Origin of the sequence: Zunongwangia pacifica, assembly GCF_023499215.1 — a bacterium.
Classification (GTDB): Bacteria; Bacteroidota; Bacteroidia; order Flavobacteriales; family Flavobacteriaceae; genus Zunongwangia; species Zunongwangia pacifica.
In genome coordinates, this window is record NZ_JAKHSK010000001.1 from 66843 (window position 1) to 88247 (window position 21405).

Annotated in this window: 17 protein-coding genes and 1 tRNA gene; 8 read left to right on the plus strand and 10 right to left on the minus strand. The window is 36.6% G+C overall.

Going from position 1 to position 21405, the window contains the following annotated elements:
• Nucleotides 1-129: 129 nt before the first annotated feature.
• The 5 genes from rpsI to L1967_RS00365 form a co-directional block, all read right to left on the minus strand.
• Nucleotides 130-516, minus strand: a complete 387-nt coding sequence (gene rpsI / locus L1967_RS00345) for a 30S ribosomal protein S9 (RefSeq protein WP_013070026.1) — start codon at nucleotides 514-516, stop codon at nucleotides 130-132.
• Nucleotides 516-971 (minus strand): 50S ribosomal protein L13, encoded by a 456-nt coding sequence (rplM, locus tag L1967_RS00350; protein ID WP_092539499.1) that lies wholly within the window; start codon nucleotides 969-971, stop codon nucleotides 516-518. The genes rpsI and rplM overlap by 1 nt, the downstream gene beginning before the upstream one ends.
• Nucleotides 972-1527: 556 nt before the next feature.
• On the minus strand, nucleotides 1528-4356 hold the full coding sequence (polA, locus tag L1967_RS00355) for a DNA polymerase I (protein ID WP_249599728.1): 2829 nt from the start codon (nucleotides 4354-4356) through the stop codon (nucleotides 1528-1530).
• Between the two features lie 114 nt (nucleotides 4357-4470).
• The gene (locus L1967_RS00360; protein ID WP_249599729.1) at nucleotides 4471-5793 is read right to left on the minus strand and encodes a sugar MFS transporter; all 1323 of its coding nucleotides are present in this window, start codon (nucleotides 5791-5793) and stop codon (nucleotides 4471-4473) included.
• A gap of 19 nt (nucleotides 5794-5812) precedes the next feature.
• Nucleotides 5813-6787 carry an isoaspartyl peptidase/L-asparaginase family protein gene (locus tag L1967_RS00365; RefSeq protein ID WP_249599730.1) on the minus strand — a complete coding sequence of 325 codons (975 nt, stop codon included), beginning with the start codon at nucleotides 6785-6787 and terminating at the stop codon, nucleotides 5813-5815.
• A 202-nt stretch (nucleotides 6788-6989) separates the two neighbouring features.
• Here L1967_RS00365 and L1967_RS00370 point away from each other — a divergent pair, with 202 nt between their 5' ends.
• Both L1967_RS00370 and L1967_RS00375 read left to right on the plus strand, forming a co-directional pair.
• Nucleotides 6990-8204 (plus strand): metallophosphoesterase, encoded by a 1215-nt coding sequence (locus tag L1967_RS00370; protein ID WP_249599731.1) that lies wholly within the window; start codon nucleotides 6990-6992, stop codon nucleotides 8202-8204.
• 140 nt (nucleotides 8205-8344) lie between these two features.
• Entirely contained in the window at nucleotides 8345-8641 is a 297-nt protein-coding gene (locus tag L1967_RS00375) for a thioredoxin family protein (RefSeq protein WP_249599732.1), read from the plus strand.
• Here L1967_RS00375 and L1967_RS00380 read toward each other — a convergent pair.
• Nucleotides 8638-9285: a polysaccharide deacetylase family protein gene (locus L1967_RS00380; RefSeq protein WP_249599733.1), complete on the minus strand. Its 648-nt coding sequence runs from the start codon at nucleotides 9283-9285 to the stop codon at nucleotides 8638-8640. The genes L1967_RS00375 and L1967_RS00380 overlap by 4 nt on opposite strands.
• 51 nt (nucleotides 9286-9336) lie before the next feature.
• Nucleotides 9337-12642: a glycosyltransferase family 117 protein gene (locus L1967_RS00385; RefSeq protein ID WP_249599734.1), complete on the minus strand. Its 3306-nt coding sequence runs from the start codon at nucleotides 12640-12642 to the stop codon at nucleotides 9337-9339.
• A gap of 307 nt (nucleotides 12643-12949) precedes the next feature.
• Here L1967_RS00385 and L1967_RS00390 point away from each other — a divergent pair.
• Both L1967_RS00390 and L1967_RS00395 read left to right on the plus strand, forming a co-directional pair.
• Nucleotides 12950-13022: transfer RNA gene (locus tag L1967_RS00390), tRNA-Gln, on the plus strand.
• A 102-nt stretch (nucleotides 13023-13124) separates the two neighbouring features.
• Nucleotides 13125-14918 carry an SLC13 family permease gene (locus tag L1967_RS00395; protein WP_249599735.1) on the plus strand — a complete coding sequence of 598 codons (1794 nt, stop codon included), beginning with the start codon at nucleotides 13125-13127 and terminating at the stop codon, nucleotides 14916-14918.
• A gap of 284 nt (nucleotides 14919-15202) precedes the next feature.
• Here the strand turns inward: L1967_RS00395 and L1967_RS00400 are convergent, their stop codons facing one another.
• The 3 genes from L1967_RS00400 to L1967_RS00410 form a co-directional block, all read right to left on the minus strand.
• Nucleotides 15203-15772 carry a YceI family protein gene (locus tag L1967_RS00400; protein ID WP_249599736.1) on the minus strand — a complete coding sequence of 190 codons (570 nt, stop codon included), beginning with the start codon at nucleotides 15770-15772 and terminating at the stop codon, nucleotides 15203-15205.
• A gap of 92 nt (nucleotides 15773-15864) precedes the next feature.
• The gene (locus tag L1967_RS00405; RefSeq protein WP_249599737.1) at nucleotides 15865-17145 is read right to left on the minus strand and encodes a hypothetical protein; all 1281 of its coding nucleotides are present in this window, start codon (nucleotides 17143-17145) and stop codon (nucleotides 15865-15867) included.
• Nucleotides 17146-17167: 22 nt separating this feature from the next.
• The gene (locus L1967_RS00410; protein WP_249599738.1) at nucleotides 17168-17707 is read right to left on the minus strand and encodes a YceI family protein; all 540 of its coding nucleotides are present in this window, start codon (nucleotides 17705-17707) and stop codon (nucleotides 17168-17170) included.
• Between the two features lie 314 nt (nucleotides 17708-18021).
• On the opposite strand from L1967_RS00410, the gene L1967_RS00415 reads away from it, so the two are divergent.
• The 4 genes from L1967_RS00415 (at nucleotide 18022) to cysD (ending at nucleotide 21403) form a co-directional block, all read left to right on the plus strand.
• Nucleotides 18022-18501 (plus strand): UpxY family transcription antiterminator, encoded by a 480-nt coding sequence (locus L1967_RS00415; protein WP_262917398.1) that lies wholly within the window; start codon nucleotides 18022-18024, stop codon nucleotides 18499-18501.
• 341 nt (nucleotides 18502-18842) lie between these two features.
• Nucleotides 18843-19844, plus strand: coding sequence for a mannose-1-phosphate guanylyltransferase (locus L1967_RS00420; protein ID WP_249599740.1), 1002 nt, complete (start codon nucleotides 18843-18845; stop codon nucleotides 19842-19844).
• Between the two features lie 59 nt (nucleotides 19845-19903).
• Nucleotides 19904-20494, plus strand: coding sequence for an adenylyl-sulfate kinase (cysC, locus tag L1967_RS00425; protein WP_249599741.1), 591 nt, complete (start codon nucleotides 19904-19906; stop codon nucleotides 20492-20494).
• A 3-nt stretch (nucleotides 20495-20497) separates the two neighbouring features.
• Nucleotides 20498-21403 carry a sulfate adenylyltransferase subunit CysD gene (cysD, locus tag L1967_RS00430; protein ID WP_249599742.1) on the plus strand — a complete coding sequence of 302 codons (906 nt, stop codon included), beginning with the start codon at nucleotides 20498-20500 and terminating at the stop codon, nucleotides 21401-21403.
• The last annotated feature ends 2 nt before the right edge of the window (nucleotides 21404-21405 follow it).

The following is a 21405-nucleotide window of genomic DNA, read 5'->3' on the forward strand; positions in this document are numbered from 1 at the left end:
AATTAGGTGGCTACTGTTAAGTATGGCCCTAATCGTTTAGATGCTAAACTAACTCTCGATAACCATGACCGAGATAACAACAAAATTTTTAATTTAAATGAACTTAATCGGGTAAATACCCAATACATATTAACGTTTAGAGAACTGGAATTTCTTACGAGCTTTCTTCTGACCAAATTTCTTACGTTCCACCATTCTTGGGTCTCTTGTAAGTAATCCTTCTGGCTTAAGAGTCGATTTGTTCTCTTCGTTAAGCTCTACCATCGCTCTAGATAAAGCAAGACGGATAGCTTCTGCCTGTCCTGTGATTCCTCCACCGTACACGTTGATTTTTACATCAAAAGTCCCCGCAGTTTCGGTAAGATTGAAAGGCTGGTTTACTTTATACTGTAATGTGCTTGTGGTAAAGTAATCGTTAAGATCTTTTTTGTTTACAGTGATGTTTCCTTTTCCTTCAGAAACATATACACGTGCAACAGCCGTTTTTCTACGGCCAATTTTGTGAATAACTTCCATTACTTAAGATCGTTTAAGTTAATAGTTTTAGGTTTTTGAGCTTCCTGATCGTGTTCTGATCCTGCATAAACCTTTAAATTACGGAAAAGAGCTGATCCTAATTTGTTTTTAGGAAGCATTCCTTTTACTGCTTTTTCAACAAGACGCTCTGGCGCTTTTGTAAATAATTCTGAAGCAGTTAAACTTCTTTGTCCACCTGGATAGCCTGTGTGACGGATGTATTCTTTAGCATCCCATTTCTTTCCAGTTAAGTTGATTTTCTCTGCGTTGATAACAATTACGTTGTCTCCACAATCAACGTGTGGGGTGAAGTCTGGCTTGTACTTACCTCTAAGGATTTTTGCAACCTTAGAAGATAGGCGGCCTAAAGTCTGTCCTTCAGCATCTACAAGTACCCATTCTTTGGTTACTGTCGCCTTGTTGGCTGATACTGTTTTGTAGCTTAATGTGTCCACACTAAATAAATTTACTTAATAATTAAACATTCCATTCCTGATCCCAAAGTCGTAGCAAGGGAAATTCAGGGGTGCAAATGTACAATTATAAATTTATATAGCAAATAGCATTTTTATTAAAAATTAGATGTAAAGATTTTGATAGTCAAATATATAAGTTTTGAATATGATGAATAGCACCAATCTTATCATATTTAAGGCGGCTTTAAATTGGGCTACCTTTTATTTTATAGGGTAATTGATATTAAATAATTCAATTTTGTCCAATGGATTAGGATAAGATGATTCAAACTGAAAAACAATTTTTCGAGGAATGTCTGTTGGACTGCCCTTTAAAAGCTTTTCTGATCTCCTAAAACTATAGTTGCCGACTAAATGCGAGGAATTGCAGGTGAAAGGTATTAATTGATGTTAAATAATTCTTAATGTTGATTTTCGTTGTTATATTTGTGCTTTGAAAATGAATTACATACCATTTTTAGAAAGTATAATTTTTAGTGTTAGTCTGGGAGCCTCGTATGCAATGTAGGGTAAAGCAAACGAGGCTTCCTTCTTATTAATGTGCTTCTAACCAATCCTGCCCAACGCCTAAATCTACGTCTAAAGGCACTTTTAGCTGATATGCATTTTCCATTTCAGATTTAATGAGTTTTTTTACCTTTTCCAATTCTGGTTTATAAACATCAAACACCAATTCATCATGAACCTGAAGCAGCATTTTGGTCTGTAGCTTTTCTTCTTCCAGTTTTTTATGAATATTGATCATGGCGATCTTAATAATATCTGCGGCACTTCCCTGTATGGGTGCGTTTACCGCGTTACGTTCAGCAGCACCTCTAACCACCGCATTTTGGGAATTTATATCTTTTAAATATCTTCTTCGGCCTAAAATAGTGGAGACATAGCCATGTTCTCTGGCATACGCTACCTGATCTGCGATATAATTACTGAGTTTTGGATAAGTTTTGTAATAAGTGTCGATCAATTCTTTAGATTCAGATCTGCTTAAACTTGTTTGATTGCTTAAACCGAAAGCGGATACTCCATAGATGATTCCGAAGTTTACCGTTTTTGCGTTACTACGTTGCTCGCGCGTTACTTCTTCTAATGGGACATTGAAAACCTGAGAAGCGGTAGAGGCGTGAATATCTTTCCCATCTTTAAAAGCTTTAATCATGGTTTCTTCTTCACTTAGGGCAGCGATAATACGCAATTCGATTTGCGAATAATCGGCAGCGAGCAATACATAGTCCTCATTTCTTGGAATAAAAGCTTTTCTTACCTGTCTTCCACGTTCGGTACGTATCGGGATGTTTTGCAGGTTTGGATTGTTGGAGCTCAACCTCCCTGTCGCTGCAATGGTTTGTACATAATCGGTATGAACGCGACCGCTGGATTCTTCTACCTGCCCCGGTAAGGCATCTACATACGTATTTTGAAGCTTCACGAGTCCGCGGTAATCTAAAACATGCTGAACAATTTCATGTTCTGGCGCCAGATAAGAAAGTACATCTTCACTGGTAGAATACTGGCCGGTTTTGGTCTTTTTGGGTTTTTTAACTAAAGCCAGCTTTTCAAAAAGAATAATTCCCAGTTGTTTGGGCGAGCTAATTTTAAATTCCTCACCGGCTGTTTCATAAATTTTAGCTTCTAATTCTTTAATATCACGATCTAAAGCTTCAGAAAGTTTTTTTAGGAAATCAAGGTCCAGATTAATGCCTTCGATCTCCATATCGGCTAAGACTTCAACCAATGGCATTTCAATTTCATTAAAAAGCTTGCGTGTTTTAGCCTCGTCCAACTCTTTCTCGAAAAATTCTTTAAGCTGAAAAGTAATATCGGCATCTTCCGCAGCATATTCGGTTTGTTCGGCTAAAGGAACATCTCGCATACTTTTCTGATTTTTGCCTTTTTTGCCGATTAATTCTGAAATAGGTTGCGGAGTATAATTAAGGTATGTTTCCGCTAAAATATCCATATTATGTCGCATATCGGGATTAATTAGATAATGCGCGATCATGGTATCGAAGGTAGGCCCTTCCACTTTAATTCCGTATTTATCTAAAACCTTAATGTCATATTTTAAATTCTGACCTATTTTTTCAATTTCGGGAGATTCAAAAAATGGCCTTAGCAACTCGATAAGTTGCTGTGCTTTTTCTTTATCCTCTTCAAACGGTAGGTAATAGCCTTTTCCGCCTTCCCAGGAGAATGCGATCCCTACTAATTGCGCTTCAAGCGGATTCAAACTGGAGGTTTCAGTATCAAAGCAAACCGATTTTTGTTTCATTAATTTCTGAATGAACAAGCGTAAGCCCAAACCGGTGTCTACTTTTTGATAAACGTGTGACGTATCCTTTAGTGTTTTTCGACTATTGGTGCTTTCAATTTTTTCTGAAGTATCGCCGCCAAACAACGAAAACTGACCTGCACCGGCAGTTTGTGCATTTTTCTTGGCAGAAGGGGAATTGGTTACCTGTGTTTGGGTGCCGTCTTCTTCGCCGCTAAATAGTTTTATAAATTGATCTTTTAAACGTCTAAATTCAAGTTCGTCAAAAAGTTCCTGTACTTTTTCAGAATCTGGCATCGAAAGTTCATAATCTTCCGCATGAAATTTCACATCACAATCGATAATTATCCTCGCTAGTTTTTTAGAAAGTATTCCCTGTTCGGCATTGGCTTCAACTTTCTCTCTCATTTTCCCTTTTAGCTTATCGGTATTCGCTAAAAGCTCTTCCATCGAGCCAAACTGCTTCAGGAATTTTTTAGCGGTTTTTTCTCCAACACCTGGTAAGCCAGGAATGTTATCTACCGCATCGCCCATCATTCCTAAAAAGTCGATTACCTGTTCTGGTCGCTGCACTTCAAATTTTTTCTGCACCTCGGGAATTCCCCAAATTTCAATTCCGTTGCCCATTCTGGCCGGCCGGTACATAAAGATATTTTCAGAAACTAACTGTGCAAAATCCTTATCTGGGGTTACCATATATACCTGGTAATTTTCTTTTTCAGCCTGCTTTGCCAATGTCCCGATAATATCATCGGCCTCGCAACCCGGTAGTTCTACCACCGGAATATGCATGGCTTTCAAAATATTTTGAATATATGGAATGCCCTGCATGATAGGCTCTGGCGTAGCATCCCTATTGGCTTTGTAATCTGAAAATAGTTCGGTTCTTACCTCGCTACCTTCTTTATCAAAACAAACCGCTAAATGATCTGGTTTCTCCCTGCGGATCACATCGAACAGCGAATTCATAAAACCCATGATTGCCGAAGTATCAAAACCTTTAGAGTTTATTCTTGGGTTTTTGATGAAAGCATAGTATCCACGGAATATTAACGCATAAGCATCTACTAAAAACAGTCTTTTTTGAGCGGCCATATTTTGTGTAAAATTTATATGTATCTTCCCAAAACTACGAAGATAATGTTATACAAAAAGAAAACCGTCCATAAAAATGAACGGTTTTTATATAGAATATTGATCTTATTCAGTTTAAATTTCTACCTGTCTTTTTCGGTTTATAAATCCGTAGAAGAAAATATAGGCATAGGCAACCATTACTAAAACAAAGGCAACACTAAAGCCAAATCTATCGGTTAGGAAGCCAAAAGAAGGAGGTAAAACAGCCCCGCCAACGATCATGGTACATAAAACACCAGATCCTTGTGGTTTATCGTCACCCAAACCGTCTAAAGCCAAACTGAAAATCGTAGGGAACATAATGGAGTTGAATAAACCAACGGCAATGATCGTCCACATCGCGATTACCCCAATAGAAAGGTTAGAAATATTTACCATAATAATGGCAAATGCCGCAAAAGCGCATAAAACAACCGCAGGGTTGAAGATCTTAGTTAAATAAGAACCTATAAATCTACCAATCATAGCACCCGTCCAGTAGAAAGTTACAAATACTCCTACTACCGCCATATTACTTGCGTTTTCTAAACCGGTGTCTAAGATCCACTGGGCGATATTACGTAAATATGGAGTTGATTTTATAATTTCTGAAAGTTCTAAGGTTAAGAAGTAGTTTACCATATAACTTCCTAAGGCAACTTCAGCCCCAACATAAAAGAACAATCCCACTGCTCCCAGCATTAGGTTTTTATTTTTAAGAACCCTTCCGTAGTCGTTAGATGCTGCGGTATTGCCAACTTTAGGTAGGTTTACAAATGCAAAAACCAGTGCGATAACAGCAATAAAAATAGCAATGCCTAAAAACGGTTTTTGTACCGCTCCGGCTTCAGCAATGTAATAGGCTTTTTGTTGAGCTGCGGATAAAGCTTCAATTTCTTCGGTGCTCATTACTTTATCTCTAAGGATAAATAAAGCACCAATTGCCGGAGCAATGGCTGTACCTAACGAGTTGAACGCCTGTGAAAGGTTAAGCCTACTTGATGCCGATCGTTCTGGTCCTAAAATGGTAACATAAGGATTGGCGGCAACCTGAAGAATGGTAATTCCTCCCGCTAATACAAAATATCCAAGCATAAACACCCAGAATACCCTAAAGGATGCTGCGGGCCAAAATAGTAAACAGCCTGCTGCCATGGTGCTTAATCCTAAAATAATACCTTTTTTATAGCCAATTTTAGATAGAATATATCCTGCCGGGATCGATAGTAAGAAGAATGCTCCAAAAAAAGCAAACTGTACCATCCCTGCCTGAAAATAACTAAGTGTGAATACTTCTTTTAATCTTGGGATTAATGAATCTACAAGTACCGTAATAAACCCCCATAAAAAAAACAGAATCGTTAAAAATAGAAATGCGGTGCGGTAAGATTTATTCGTATTGTTTTCTGTGCTCATAAATTATTGAACCTGTAGATTACAGGTAGCTTTTACATTTTACATTTTCGTTTTTGCTGTCCTGGTATTTGGCATAAGAGAATCCGTCGTGAATACTGTATCCGCCAACTTCCCCATCTTTGTTAATCGCGATAAAACAAGCCTGGAAGTCATTATAGTTGTCATTCCTTTTTACAATTCGTTCTATAGCTTCTTTACAGGCTTCCTGCGGAGACCTGCCGTTTCGCATAAGTTCTACCACTAAAAAACTACCCACACTTTTCATAATGGCTTCGCCCATTCCTGTGGCTGCTGCTGCTCCAACTTCATTATCTACATATAATCCAGAGCCTATAATAGGAGAATCGCCAACACGGCCATTCATTTTATAGGCAAGTCCAGATGTTGTGCAGGCGCCTGCGATGTCACCATCCTTATCGATACATAGCATGCCAATAGTGTCATGATTTTCGATATTGATAATTGGCTTGTATTTTTTTTCTTTAAGCCATTCTTTCCAGGCTTTTTCGGATTCTTCGGTGAGCAGATTTTGCTTTTTAAATCCGTTTTGTAAAGCAAACTGTAATGCCCCTTCACCGGCAAGCATTACGTGAGGAGTGTCTTCCATTACTTTTCGGGCAACAGCAACCGGATGTTCTATGTTTTTAAGATAAACTACAGATCCCGCGTTTCCATTAGGGGCCATGATGCAGGCATCTAAAGTAACATTACCATCGCGATCTGGTGCGCCGCCATTCCCTACAGTAGTGTTTTTTAAATTAGATTCTTCTACCATTACGCCCTGTTCCACCGCATCTAAAGCTGATGTACCTTTATCCAAAAGTTCTCCGGCTCTTAGGGTAGCTTCGTGAAAATTCCAGGTGGCGATTGCAATGGGGAGCGAAGATTTTTTCAGGTTTGAGATTGCCGAAATGTTCTTTGCAAAAATGGAAGGTGTGGTTCCTAGCACAGCTCCCGTTATTCCTGCTTTTTTTATAAAATTTCTACGTTTCATGATTCGTAGCTATAAGGTTTTAGCTGAGTATTTTGCGTGAAAGGTATAGTTTAAAGCGTAAACTCGCAATTTTATGCTTGTTAATTTTATGATTTTATAATGATTTGCCTAGTGTTTACGGGCGTTATTACGTTAAATTAGTTGTAAAAGTACCCATTAAAGATTTGATTAAAAGTACCTTCGCCAAATAAATTACTTTGCTATGCGTTGGCTGCTGTTTATTGCCTTCTATTTGCTTGTCGATATTTATGCTTTTCAGGCCTTAAGAAATCTTAATCGGTCCTGGTGGGTTGCGGGTGTTTATTTTTTTATTAGCCTGTTGGTGATTGGTAATTTTATTTATCAATGGCAAAGCTCTGGAGGGACATTTTTTAGTGCGATAGGATTTGCTTTTGGGATTGTCCTTGCGTTTTTACTTGCCAAGATTGTACTGGTTATTTTTATGTTTGCAGAAGATATTGTACGCTTTTTTATAGGGATTTTCAATGCTGTTTCAGGTTCAGGATATAAGGCGCCGGGAAGAAGAAAGTTTGTAAGCCAGATTGCACTTGGATTGGCGGCGATTCCTTTTGTTTCCGTTTTATACGGAATGTTTAAAGGGAAATACGATTTTAGGGTGTTGAATTATGCACTTTATTTCGAAGATTTACCCGCTGCGTTTGACGGATATCGTGTAGGGCAAATAAGTGATGTGCATAGCGGAAGTTTTGATAATCACGAAAAGGTAGCTTATGGGGTAGATCTGCTAAATAAGCAAGAGGCCGATGTGGTATTTTTTACCGGTGATCTGGTAAATAACAAAGCTGTCGAGATGAAAAATTGGAAATCACTTTTTAGTACTGTAAAAGCAAAAGATGGTGTTTATTCTATTCTGGGAAATCATGATTATGGAGATTATGTAAATTGGAATAGTGCCGAAGAAAAAGAAAATAACCTGGATCAGTTAAAATCAATTCATGCTGAAATGGGTTGGGATTTATTATTAAATGAACATCGCTATTTAGAAAAAAATGGTGAAAAAATCGCCATTGTTGGTGTTGAAAACTGGGGAGGCGGACATTTTAAAAAGGCAGGTGATCTGGATGCCGCTGGTAAAAATGTAGACGATAAAGACTTTAAAATACTTTTAAGTCATGATCCTTCACATTGGCAGGAAAAAGTGAAGCAAAATGATAAATTTTATCATTTAACTTTAAGCGGGCATACACACGGTATGCAATTTGGAATAGAAATCCCTGGTTTTCTAAAATGGAGTCCGGCGAAATATCGTTATAAGAACTGGGCAGGAATTTATAAAGAGAACAATAGATATATTAATGTGAATAGAGGTTTTGGATATCTGGCTTTTCCGGGAAGAGTAGGGATGTGGCCAGAAATTAGTGTAATAGAACTGCGTAAAGGTAACGCTCCTACTTAATTGTAATTTATTGCTATATTTGGTTATATGGCATTTGTGATTGCAAAAAAGGCAAGATTTTTTCTAGCAAAAAATAATGTGTACTTGAATTCGAAAGAATTGAAGTGTAAAACCTCAAATATCGAGTAAAGCTCAATTTTATGTCAAAATTTGGAGAATTAGTAGGTTTAAATATACCCGTACTTATCGATTTTTATACCGAGTGGAATGAAGCTTCGGTAAAAATGCATCCGGTGTTAAGGGATGTGGCTTCGGCTATTGGTGATAAAGCTAAAGTGATTAAGATCGATGTAGATAAAAATACGCAACTGGCCGAGGCTCTTCGGGTAAAAGGGTTGCCAACGCTTATGATCTATAAGAAAGGAGAAATGCTTTGGCGGCAAAGCGGAGAGCAAAATGCAGCATCTATTATCGCTATTTTAGAGAAGTATTCTTAGGTTAAAGCTTTAAACTTCCAGCCCTTTTGTGTGTATTTTTCCAGCAATTTTGGGAGCACGTATTTTAAATTCTTTTCAGCTTTCAGGCTATCGTGAAAAACAATAATACTGCCCGATTTTATCAAATTTAGGGCATTTTGCAAGCATTTTTCAGCATCATAATTCTTGTCATAATCCCCGGTAATCACATCCCACATCACAATGGTATAGCCCAGATTGGAGATTTTAGCGGCCTGTTTATTTTTAATTTTTCCGTAGGGAGGTCTAAATAATTTTTCTTCGGAAGTCAATGTTTTCTGAAGCTGAAATTCGATAATTTCTTCTGTTTTTTTGAAGTTTTCCAGGTACGCTGAAGTAGCCGTTTTCCAACCGTTTAAATGATTGAAGGTGTGATTGCCAATAGCATGGCCTTTTGCTTCTACTTGTTGAAAAATTTCAGGATATTTTCGAATATTGTCGCCAATACAAAAAAAAGTAGCTTTTGCCGAGTATTTTTCCAGCTGTTCTAAAACCCAGGGTGTGACTTCAGAAATGGGACCGTCATCAAAGGTTAAAAACAATGTTTTTTCCGCAGTAATCCTGGAAAGCCTTTTGGGATAGAGCTTTTTTAAAATCCACGGATATTTAAGAATAAAGCGGTTCATAAAAACAAGGCCTTAGAATATCGATTTTCGATATTCTAAGGCCAGATTATTTTATTGATCAGCATCAATAGAAATTGAATCCTGTGCGGCTTGCCCCTGATTAAGTTCTTGCTCTAATTGTTGTTGTCGCAATTGTTCTTCAGGAGAAACTTCAGGCTCAATGCCTTCCTCTTCAGAATAGAAATGCTGGAATTTTTTCAGGTAATTATTAAATTCTTTTGCCTTTTCTTTTACGATCTTTTCATCTTGATTTCTAACAAGAAGATCTACGAGTCCGCGATAACGTTCAACATCGGTAAAAATTTCTTCCGCATAACGGCGCTGTCTCTGGAAATCCCAGCTACTATACCAGTCTAAATTTTGCTGATATTTTTCCGCTACTTTATTCCAAAGTTGCCTTGCCTTTTCATCTTCGCCAACTTTATAATAACCATCAATAAATGGTTCTAAAAGGGTGTAATATCCATAATAATCTACTGGCATGTTTTTCATGCCTAAATCAAGGATTTCTTTAGCGCGCTCTTTATCACCTTCATTAAGAAGGTTTTCGACCAGGCGGGCAAGGTTGCTCCTGTAGGTGATTGAGTTTTTGCGGGTTTCTGGATCGTGATAAATATTTGGATCGCCCATGTTGCCCCAATCCCAATGCGTTACGATCTCGTACATTTTATCGGTGTTTACCCTTCCCATATCAAATGGATTTCTTGGGTTAACAGGCGTTTTAATGGGGACAAGTTTGTAAGCAACACCTTCTAATTGAAGGTAATCTTTCATCCATAAATAATCATCATCGCCATAGCTGCCACCGGTAAAGTAAATTGGGCGCTCCCAGTTATTATTGGCAATAATATCTAACATTAATAGTCGATTTTTATAGATAAGGTTCGAGCCAATTTCGATATCGATGTGATCTACGATTAGATCGGCTTCGCTAGGATCTACAATGCCATTTTTTAAAACGGTTTGTTTATCTACCGGGATTCTAACATGTTTAGATGGGTAGGTATTGAAGGTTTCGTCTTTAGAATATTCCAGTTTGGTTCTTGGATCGTCACTTTCAATATAATTCATCCATTGTTTGATATTTAAGGTATCCTGAGTGATTTCTCGGCCAACTACAATATCGTTTCTGCCGCTATAAAAATCATGTTCTAATTGCGAAGGGATTGGATCACTATCAAAAGCTTTGCGTTTCATCTGGTCAATATACCAATCTGTCGCAAATAAGCTGGTGTTTATAATTCTAACATCAAGCCTGTAGCGTTCAATTTGTTGTGCATACCAAAGCGCGAAAGTGTCATTATCCCCAATAGTAAAAATAATTCCGTTTTGGTCTACAGAGTCGAGATACATCTTCGCCATCGCTAAAGCTGAATATTTATCTGAACGATCGTGATCGTTCCAGTTTTCTGCTGCCATAATTCCCGGTACAATTAGCGAGGCAATAATTACAATTGGTGCAGCCAGTTTGGGGGATAGATAATTTTTTAACTTATCATAAATCGCATAAACCCCAAAGCCAATCCACATCGCAAACACATAGAAAGAGCCTACCAGTGCATAATCCCTTTCACGAGGCTCGAATGGTCGCTCATTTAGGTAAATTTTCAATGCAATTCCTGTAAACAGGAAGAAGACTAAAAGTACCCAAAAATTCTTTTTATCCCGATTAAGATGAAAAAAGAAGCCAATAAAGCCTAAAAGGAAAGGTAAGAAATAATAAGTGTTTCTTGCCGGGTTGTTTTTTACATCATCTGGTAAATTATCCTGTGGGCCCAGATGCCATTCGTCTATCGGTTTAATCCCGCTTAACCAGTTACCATGTAAATCGGTATATTTTCCCTGAATATCATCCTGTCGTCCTACAAAGTTCCACATAAAATAACGCCAGTACATATAACCAATCTGGTATTCTAACAGATAGGAGAAATTAGCGGAAGCACTTGGTTTTTCAACATCGATATAATCGCTGAATTGTTGAAGGAATTTATGGTAATCGGAATTATCAAGTTCGCCACTGGAATACCGTTGCTTAAATTGAGAAATAGCCTGCATTAAACGTTCCTCGCCCTGATATTCCTGCTTAACGGTAAATTTAAGTGGGCCGGTAAGGTCCATGTAATTTGCAGCGTGTTCTGTACTCCACATTCTTGGTAGAAATGTTTTATGAGCATCATCAAGGTTTTGCTTGGTGTTTTTCCAGTCGTTTACAATAATATATTTGCCAAGCTCTTCGTTTTTCTCGTATTTAGGTTTTTTATCGCTGTACGGGTTTTCTTCATCTAAACCAGCATACATCTCAGACCATTGCGGTCCATAAAAAAGATGGGTTTCGCCATATTGTTCCCTATTGTAATAAGCTAGTAATTCTCTGGCATTATCTGGGCTGTTTTCGTTAATTACCGTAGGCGCGTTAGATCGAATAGGTAGCATGATCCAACAAGAGAAACCTATTAAGATAAAAAGGATACAATGTAGCAGGGTATTTATTTCGATTTTTTTGTTTTTGATGCTCCAATTAATTCCGAAGTAAAAAATAGCGATTACCGCTAGAAAAGCCACTATTGTCCCTGTGTTGAAAGGCATTCCCAGTGAGTTGGTAAAGAAAACCTCTGAAGCAGAGAAAAAGGTAAGCGTATAAGGTAATAACAGTTTGAAAATAAATAATAGCACGGCTACCACTACAATATTGGCAATGATAAAATTCTTAATAGTAACTTTTGGGTAGTTTTTAAAGAAATATAAAAATCCGATTGCAGGGATAGTAAGAAGTCCCATAAAGTGGATCCCAAAAGTAAGTCCTGTTACAAGCGAAATGAGAATTAACCATCGATTGCCACGTGCTTTGAACATATCGCGCTCCCAAAGCAAGCCGAGGTAAAACATGATAGACATTAAGCAGGCCGCTGCTGCGTAGACTTCAGCTTCTACAGCGCTAAACCAAAAACTATCGGTAAACGTAAAGGCTAATGAGCCAACTGCGGCACTTCCCAGAACAGCAAGTTTTCCTGAAAAGCTAAGACTTTCAGCGGGGCCAGAAATTTTTCTTACCAACAGTGATATCGACCAAAACATAAAAAGAATCGCAAATGCACTGGCCAGGCCAGACATGAAGTTTACCATTAATGCGATATTCGAATTATCCGGGGCAAAAGTTGAGAAAAAAGCACCTAACATTTGATAAAGTGGGGCTCCCGGAGGGTGTCCCACTTCCAGATTAGAAGAAGTTGCAATGTATTCTCCCGCATCCCAAAAACTTGCGGTAGGCTCTAAGGTCGAACTATAAGTAAAAAGCGCGATTGCAAAAACCACCCAACCGGTGATAATGTTCCACTTTTTAAAGCTGAATTCTGTCATTTGTTATATTCTTGAGTCTTGTGTGGCGAATTTAATAATAAAAATATTGAACGCCTTAATAACGCAAGTGTAAAGTATTTTATTTTTTGTAATTTAAGCTTGTTATAAATATTGAAATTGGTCTTTTTAGAGCTCTTTTTAAAATAAACATGGAGAAAATATTTGAATCAATAGCGTATTGATATACTGTAATTTGGATAATTTCTTATTTGCGACAGATGAAAAAAATAAGGTTTGGATGAAATTTTTCTCAAAAATATTTGTGGGAATGAAACTTTGTTTTAAATTTGCATCCGCATTACAGCAATGGCCTATGGTGTAACTGGCAACACGTCTGGTTTTGGTCCAGAAGAGTCTAGGTTCGAGCCCTAGTAGGCCAACAAAAAAAGCCCTCAAATTTTTTGAGGGCTTTTTTGTTTTGATCAGGGATTGGATTAATTATCTTTGATTTTTTTGAAATACTCACTGTAACCTGAAATTTCATGTCTGTAGAGGCAATTATTACACTATGTGTTATAGTTTGTGCAATTATACTTTTTGCAACAGAACTTTTATCTATTGACCTAGTAGCTTTATCGGTTATGTTGGTTTTAATTTTGACCGGGGTCATTTCTCCTCAGGAAGGAGTGAATGGTTTTAGTAATAAAGCAACCATGACTGTGGCATTTATGTTTGTGTTAAGTGCAGCCTTATTAAAAACAGGTGCTTTGCAGGTAATGGCGCATCGATTATCCTCAATTTTTAGGCATCGTTTTAATATGGGCATCGTCTTAATGATGGTTTTAATTGCAGGGATTTCAGCTTTTATAAATAACACCCCGGTTGTTGCCGTTTTTATTCCGGTCGTTATTCAGATCGCTCATTCTTCAGGACAAAGTCCGTCTAAAATGTTGATTCCACTTTCGTTTGCTTCGATTTTTGGAGGTACCTGTACTTTAATAGGGACTTCGACTAATATTCTGGTGAGCAGTATTTCTGAAGCTGAGGCGGGTATTACTATTTCAATGTTCGATATGACTCCGCTTGGTTTGATTTTTATGATCGTGGGGGTATTATATATGATATTTATTGGGGTCAAACTTTTACCAGATAGAAAAACGAATAAGGATTTAAAGGCGAAGTTTCAAATGAGTGGTTATTTAACCGAAATTGAACTTTTAGAAGATTCGGGATCTATTGGTAAAAAGATCATGGATTCTGGTTTGGTAAAGGAATTGGAGATGGATATTATCGAGATTCGGCGTGGCGATCAGAAATTTACATTACCTGCCGGGGATTTTATACTAGAGAAAGCAGACATCTTAAAAGTGAGGTGTGATGTAGAAAAGATAAAATCTTTAAAGGACAGGGCGAAAATTGTTGTTGGTACTTCGGTGAAGATTGGGGATGATGATCTTAAAGGAACTAATTCTACTATAGTAGAGCTGGTGTTAACGGCAAATTCTGAAATTGACGGGAAAACCCTGAAATCTATGGATTTTAGACGGAGATACAGGGCTATTCCATTAGCAATTAGACATCGGGAAGAAGTTAGGCACGATCAGCTTTATGATGTGAAATTAAAGGCGGGAGATGTGGTTTTAGCTGAGGTTAAAACGCATTATGTTAAAGAGTTAAGGAAGAAAGGGAGTGCTCAAAATGCTCCTTTTATAGTACTTTCTGAAGATGTGATTACAGATTTTGACAAGAAGAGATTTTATACCGTGATTAGCGTGATATTAGGAATTGTGTTGTTGGCTTCTTTAAATATTTTGGATATTATGGTTGGTGCTATAACGGGTGTTACGCTTTTAGTGCTGCTTAAAACCATATCCATGAAGGAAATGTACCAGGCGATTAACTGGAAAATCATTTTTCTTTTGGCAGGGGCTTTAAGTATGGGGACCGCAATGAATAACACCGGTTTAGATTTAACCATTGCAAATACATTGGTGAATAGTTTGGGCAGTTGGGGTCCAGTAGCTATTGTTTCTGGGCTTTATTTAGTGACTTCTATGCTTACTGAAATAATGTCTAATAATGCAGCTGCGGCCTTGCTGACTCCTATCGCTATTGCAACTGCTGTTAATTTAGAGCTTAGTCCTATGCCGTTTTTAATGGCGATTATGTTTGCGGCTTCTGCAAGTTTTATGACTCCGGTTGGATATCAAACCAATACAATGGTTTACAGTGCTGGACAGTATAAATTCTTTGATTTTATAAAAGTGGGGACGCTATTAAACATTTTATTCTGGATCATCGCAACTCTATTGATTCCGTTGCTTTATAAATTCTGAAAAAGGCTTACTCGAGACCATTATTTATTATAAGTCGCTTCGTTATTTTAATCAAGCGTCATCATGTGCATGCAAAACTGCGGTTTATGATTGAAAAAAGATTTCGGAACTCTTCTTTGAAATAAATACTGTTTTGTAATAGAAAAATTTCAGATGATGATAGTGGATTAATTTACTTTCTAAATAGAATTTCAGTTTTTATTACACCATATTTTTATTCTTCAGTTAATAGAAAAATTGTTTATGGCGCCGACTGATGACTGACTGTTTTCCGCTCACAGAAGTTAACTTTTAAAGTACAAATCGAATTCAATTTGTATCTCTTCTTTTACTTTTATTAAGCCAAAAACCTTTTTAGGTGGTTCGAGTTTAAAATCATTAATATTTAAATTGATAATGCCAGTATAATTAGACTTTGAATCATCAATTTTCACGAGGACTTTGTATGGTTTTTCAATTCCGGCAATTTCAATGTTTAAGGTGACTAAAGCCGAGTTTGGAGCGGTAAGTTTAAGTTCTTTGAGATCTAAGAAAATATACGGGTATTTTTCAGCTTTAATTAAGTCTTTAAAGTCCCTGTTTATTGGGCGGCTTCCACAATCGAATGCTTTAGCGCGTAGTTTTAGTGAAGTGTTTTTAAAAATAAGGGTTTGTTGCTTTCTTTCGAATCTCGCTATTAATTTTTCAGGTAACTCTTGTGGGTTAAAAACACAATTAAAACTATTAATATTGGTGTCCCCATTTATTTTTAGTTGAGATTCTTTAGAAATCAGTAACGTTTTTTGTTCTAGTTTTTGAGAAAAGAGGGCTGTGCTGATAAACAAAAATATTGAAAGAATGGCTGTAGTTTTCATCGTCTGGGGATTTAATGAAAAAAAGGAGAAATATAAGAAAAATAAAAGGAGAGCGAATTATTTTATCGCTCTCCTAAAGTAATTGAATTTATCTAAAAGCTAATTACGGCTTCAATTGTTGCACCATTAAATTTACCTTCATTTAAAATGCTTGTTTGGCCAAAATCATCATAATTTTGAACTACGTATTCCGCTTTTAGTAGGATGTTCTTTGTCATAAACCATCCTGCGGCAGCTTGGAATCTGTCGATGTTTACGTCTTGTCCTGAAGGATCTTCGGCATCAACCACATTGTAACGAGCACCGATATACATGTTTTCATCAAGTCCAAATCTGTAAATTAACTCACCTGCATATTGATTGGCAGTTCGATCATCTACTTCAGCGCTGCTTTTCCCTGTAGAAGTTTCAATAGTTCCGAAGAATTCAAGACCTCTATATTTTACGAAAGGATTAATCATAATAGCAGTTATTTCGTTAGATAACTTAGGATCATATCTAGAAGCTCTAAAATCGTCACTAGTGCTTTCTAATGCCTGCATTACATTATAGTATCTGGCACCTGCTCTATCTGCGCTGTATAAGTAAGTGTTTGGAATATAACCAGTATTATACATAGAACCAGTAAGACGAACACGCAAATCGTTATTAATTTGTTTATCGTATCCTAACTTTGCTAAGAAAGAAGCTCCGCCGGTTTTGTTGTATTCATTTTCGGTTACAGATTGGTTTAATTTACCATTGGTGAAACCTACCATTCCTATAAATCCGTTACGACGGTAGTATAGTTCGGCTCCTACTTCAGTAGTAAACGCGTCCATGATTAAGTTCCCTACAAATGGATTGTAAATGGCTTGTGCATTATCAGATCTACGGAAGTGAGCATCACCATAGTTATTTTCCATGTGGCCTATTTTAATGGTGGTGTATTTCATAAGATCCTCTAAAAATCCTTCATGAACAAAGTTTAATTTATCTACCACTAAATACCCTCCTTTTACGTAAGGTTCGTGGTGGTGTCTTGAGGACAGATAAGTACGAAGGTGCATTCTAACTCCATCATAAAGAGCTACGTCTATATCAAGGTTGGCAGTGGGTAGATTAAAGTTTTCACCAACAGCTTGTATTTGATAATTCTCTAAATTTGCATTTTCGTTATCTATAGCTTGGAACTGTAAAGCGAAAGCTCCACCAATTCTAACTTTTAATCCATCAAAGGTAGATTCATTATCTTTTGGAGCTTCAAAAACATTTATACCATCCTTGTCAGGTTCGCGATAATTATCAAGACTTCTATCTTCTTGTGCTTGAAGAGTGTTTATTCCAAGGAATAAAAAGGAGGCAATAGCGGAGATTTTAAATATAGTTCTCATATTATTATAATTATTTTGTGGATTATTGGTTTATTTTAAAATTGAAATTTATAGTTACTTCTTCTCCTGTTCTGATAGTTCCCATAAGTGCTGTAGGAGGTTCAACACCATAATGGGCCATGTTAAGTTTATATTTACCTGAGATTTCTATGCTGTCACCAGATTTTTTGGTGCTTACAGGTATAGAAACTGTTTTGGATTTTCCGTTAATTATAAGATTACCTGTTATTTTGTTAGAGCTTATTTCTGTTGAACTGAATTTTATAGTGGGATAATCATCTTCGTTAAGCGCTTTGTAGGCATTCTTGTCCATTCCGCCTTTTCCGCTTTCTAGGGATTTAACAGGAATTTCTAACGAGATTTTAGAAATAGCACCGTCGTTACTTTGAAAGGTTCCTACTGCTTTTTCTGAGGTCATTTCCCAATCATGAATGTTGGAAGTTCCTTCAACAAGAATCTCGGTTTTAATTGGTTTTAGGTTTTGACTGTTTACTGATGCTCCTACAAAAAGAAAAGCTAGTAGGGCGAATACTGCATAATAGTTAAGGGATTTTGTTTTCATGGCTTTATTGATTTTGTTTGGTACAAATTTCCCTTAATAGGCCAGTTTAAATTATGACTATTGTCATGTTTCGTAAAAAATGCGGTTAATTCTTGAGAAGTTGCTAACTATAACGCTATAGTTTTGTTATGATTTAAGGATATCCGTAAATCTTTGTAATTAATTTTCACGTGACGATAAAATCGGGCTAAAACATTTACCTTTACACCTTCAAAAATTCAGATAAACTAAATTGTTTTAAAAGAACTCCCCAAATTCTTTTTTAAAGTTTCTTGCCCCAATTAGTTTTGAATATTTAAGTTAAAGTTATTGGTATGCCCTGGTATGTGATTTATACAAAACCAAAATCAGAGATAAAAACAGCAAGAATGCTGGAGAAGATTGGGGTGGAAGTTTTTTGTCCGGTTAAGAAGGAAATAAGACAGTGGAGTGATCGCAAAAAACAGTTTGTCGTCCCCTTATTTACCTCTTATGTTTTTGTGAGGCTAGAAGAAAAAGATCGTGCGATAGTTTTCGATGTGCCAGGGGTTAGTAGCTATTTATTCTGGTTGGGTAAACCTGCCATGGTTCGTCAATGTGAAATCGATGCTATAAAAAGCTGGATGACAAATGAGGTAATTAATGATATACAAATAGGTCATTTAAAACCTGGGGATCATCTTATTATCAAAAAAGGAGCTTTTAAAGATAAAAAAGCGGTAGTGCAGAAAATAGGAAAGAGAAAATGTAAACTTGTTTTACCTAGTCTGGGGATATTTTTAGAAGCTAAAATAGATGAGGTTTGTAAGTTGTAGAAATTGCTAATTGTTAAAAAATGAATCGGCGTTATTGTATTAACAATATTAAAGTTAATAATTTTTTGAAATTAAGATAATAGTAACGAAGGCTTAAATTTTGTCTTGGCTAAATTAACATTTATTTATAGATTAGTGGTCTGTAATTAAATAGATTTGGTCTTTTGATTTTAGAAAAAAATAAAAATGTTCGTGAAGGTTCAGGGAGTTCGTGAAGAGCAATATGAGCTTTTTATTTTTTATTGACCTTAAAATAGACTATTGGGAGATTTTATATGTGACTCCTGTGGCGGAGCCGTGAAAAATTTTATCTTTAGTGCAAGAAACTAACTAAACAAAATATGAGTGCGAATTATCATGTAATTCTTACTGGAGGCGTAGGTAGCCGTTTATGGCCATTTTCCAGAAAATCACAACCTAAACAATATTTAGAGATTTTTAAGAATGATTCTTTATTTGAACTGGCCATAAAAAGAAATCAGAAGTTTTCTGATGGATTAATTGTCGTAGGGAATAAGGATAACAGGAATTTGTCTATTAATAGTTTAGATAAACTTGGGATAAATAGCTATCATGAAATTGTAGAGGCAACACCCAGAAATACTGCACCGGCGATCGCTTTTGCAGCTTTTCAGGTAAAGCCAGAAGATATTTTAGTGGTGACTCCCGCCGATCATATTATTAAAGCTGATGAGAATTATGATGATGCGGTTTCTAAAGCCATAAAATTAGCAGAAGAAGGTAACATCGTAACTTTTGGCGTTAAGCCAACACGACCAGAAACAGGATATGGCTATATAGAGAATGAGGGACAAAATGTAGTATCCTTTAGAGAGAAACCTAATTTAGAGACCGCAAAAGATTTTTTATATAGAGGTAATTTTCTATGGAATAGTGGAATGTTTTGTTTCAAGGCAGGTGTTTTTCTTTCTGAATTAGAAAAGTACGAGCCAAAAGTTTATACAGCGTCGAAAGAGGCTTTTGAAAAGGCGGAAAAAGGGAAGTTAAATGAAACCTTGTCTATGGAAATTCCTTCCATAAGTGTAGATTACGCAGTAATGGAACGTAGCGACCTTATTAAGGTTGTAAATGCTGAATTTGAATGGAGTGATATGGGGAGCTTTGAGGCTGTTTACGATTACTTTGTGGAATCTGGCTATCCGGTAGATGATGATGGAAATATGGTGATAGGATGTGATAAATTTACGGCCTTTGTAGGTTTAAAGAATACTATTTTTGTAAATACCGATGATGCCATATTGGTTTTATCCAAGGAGGCTTCTCAAGATGTAAAAGGAGTCTATCAACAATTGGTAGATGAAAACTCACCTTTAATCCAATAGATTTATTTAATTCTGCTTTTGTTTTTAAGCTGCGAACTTTTTGAGTAGAATAAATTAATATGAGTAATATTATTCCGCATACATATGAAATCACAGCCAAGAAAAGAGCTTTGCAGAAAAAGCAAAAACCTCTTGTGGTTTGGTTTAGCGGACTCTCAGGTTCTGGTAAGTCAACTTTAGCAAACCTTCTAGAAAAGAAGTTGTTTGCAGAAGGATATCATACTTATGTATTAGATGGAGATAATATTCGTTTAGGACTCAATAAAGATTTAGGCTTCGACCAAAATTCAAGAAATGAGAATATTAGGAGAATTGCCGAAGTTTGCAAGTTATTTTTAGATAGTGGATTGATTGTTATAGCGGCATTTATTACGCCTAAAGAAATAGATCGCCGGATTATAGAGTCTGTTTTAGGAGATCAATATATAGAGGTTTTTGTAGATACTGCTTTGGAAGTCTGTGAAAAAAGGGACGTTAAGGGACTTTATAAAAAAGCCAGAAGTGGAGAAATCGCTAATTTCACCGGTGTGTCTTGTGTATTTGAAAATCCTGTTAATCCAGATCTACGTATTAAAACCGATTTGGAAGAGGCCGAAGAAAGTATTGGTAGAATATTTAAGTATATTCACAACCGAATTAATGAAAATTGAACAATGAAAAAGTATTATCTGAATTATTTAGATGAACTTGAATCAGAAGCAATATATGTATTGCGAGAAGTTTGGGCACAATTTGAGAATCCTGTGATCCTTTTTTCTGGAGGGAAAGATTCCATTTTAGTAACTCATTTGGCTAAAAAGGCTTTTTATCCCAGTAAAATACCTTTTTCTTTATTACATGTCGATACAGGCCATAATTTCCCAGAAACTATTGCTTTTAGAGATGATCTAGTTGAAAAACTTGGAGTTAAGCTTTTAGTTGGCTCTGTTCAGGAGTCTATCGATGAAGGCCGTGTTCAGGAAGAAAAAGGAAAGAATGCAACTAGAAATGCTTTGCAAATTACGACGCTTTTAGATGCGATTGAAGCGAATAAAATAGATTGTGCCATTGGAGGTGGCCGTAGGGATGAAGAAAAAGCTCGTGCGAAAGAGCGTTTCTTCTCTCATAGAGACGATTTTGGGCAATGGGATCCTAAAAATCAGCGTCCGGAATTATGGAATCTCTTAAATGGTAAATATTTTGAAGGAGAACATTTTAGAGCCTTTCCTATAAGTAACTGGACAGAAATGGATGTTTGGAACTACATTAAACGTGAAAATATTCAGATTCCATCTTTATATTTTGCTCATCAAAGAGAGGTGGTCTGGAGAAATAACTCATGGATTCCGGTTTCAGACTTTCTGAAATTAGATGAAAGCGAAGAGGTTTTTTCAAAGAAAATTAGATTTAGAACACTTGGGGATATTACTATTACCGGAGGAATCGAATCTGATGCCGATACTTTAGAAAAGATTGCTGAAGAGGTTTCCACCATGCGTAAAACCGAAAGGGGAGATCGTTCTGACGATAAACGATCGGAAACGGCCATGGAAGACAGAAAAAAACAAGGTTATTTTTAAAT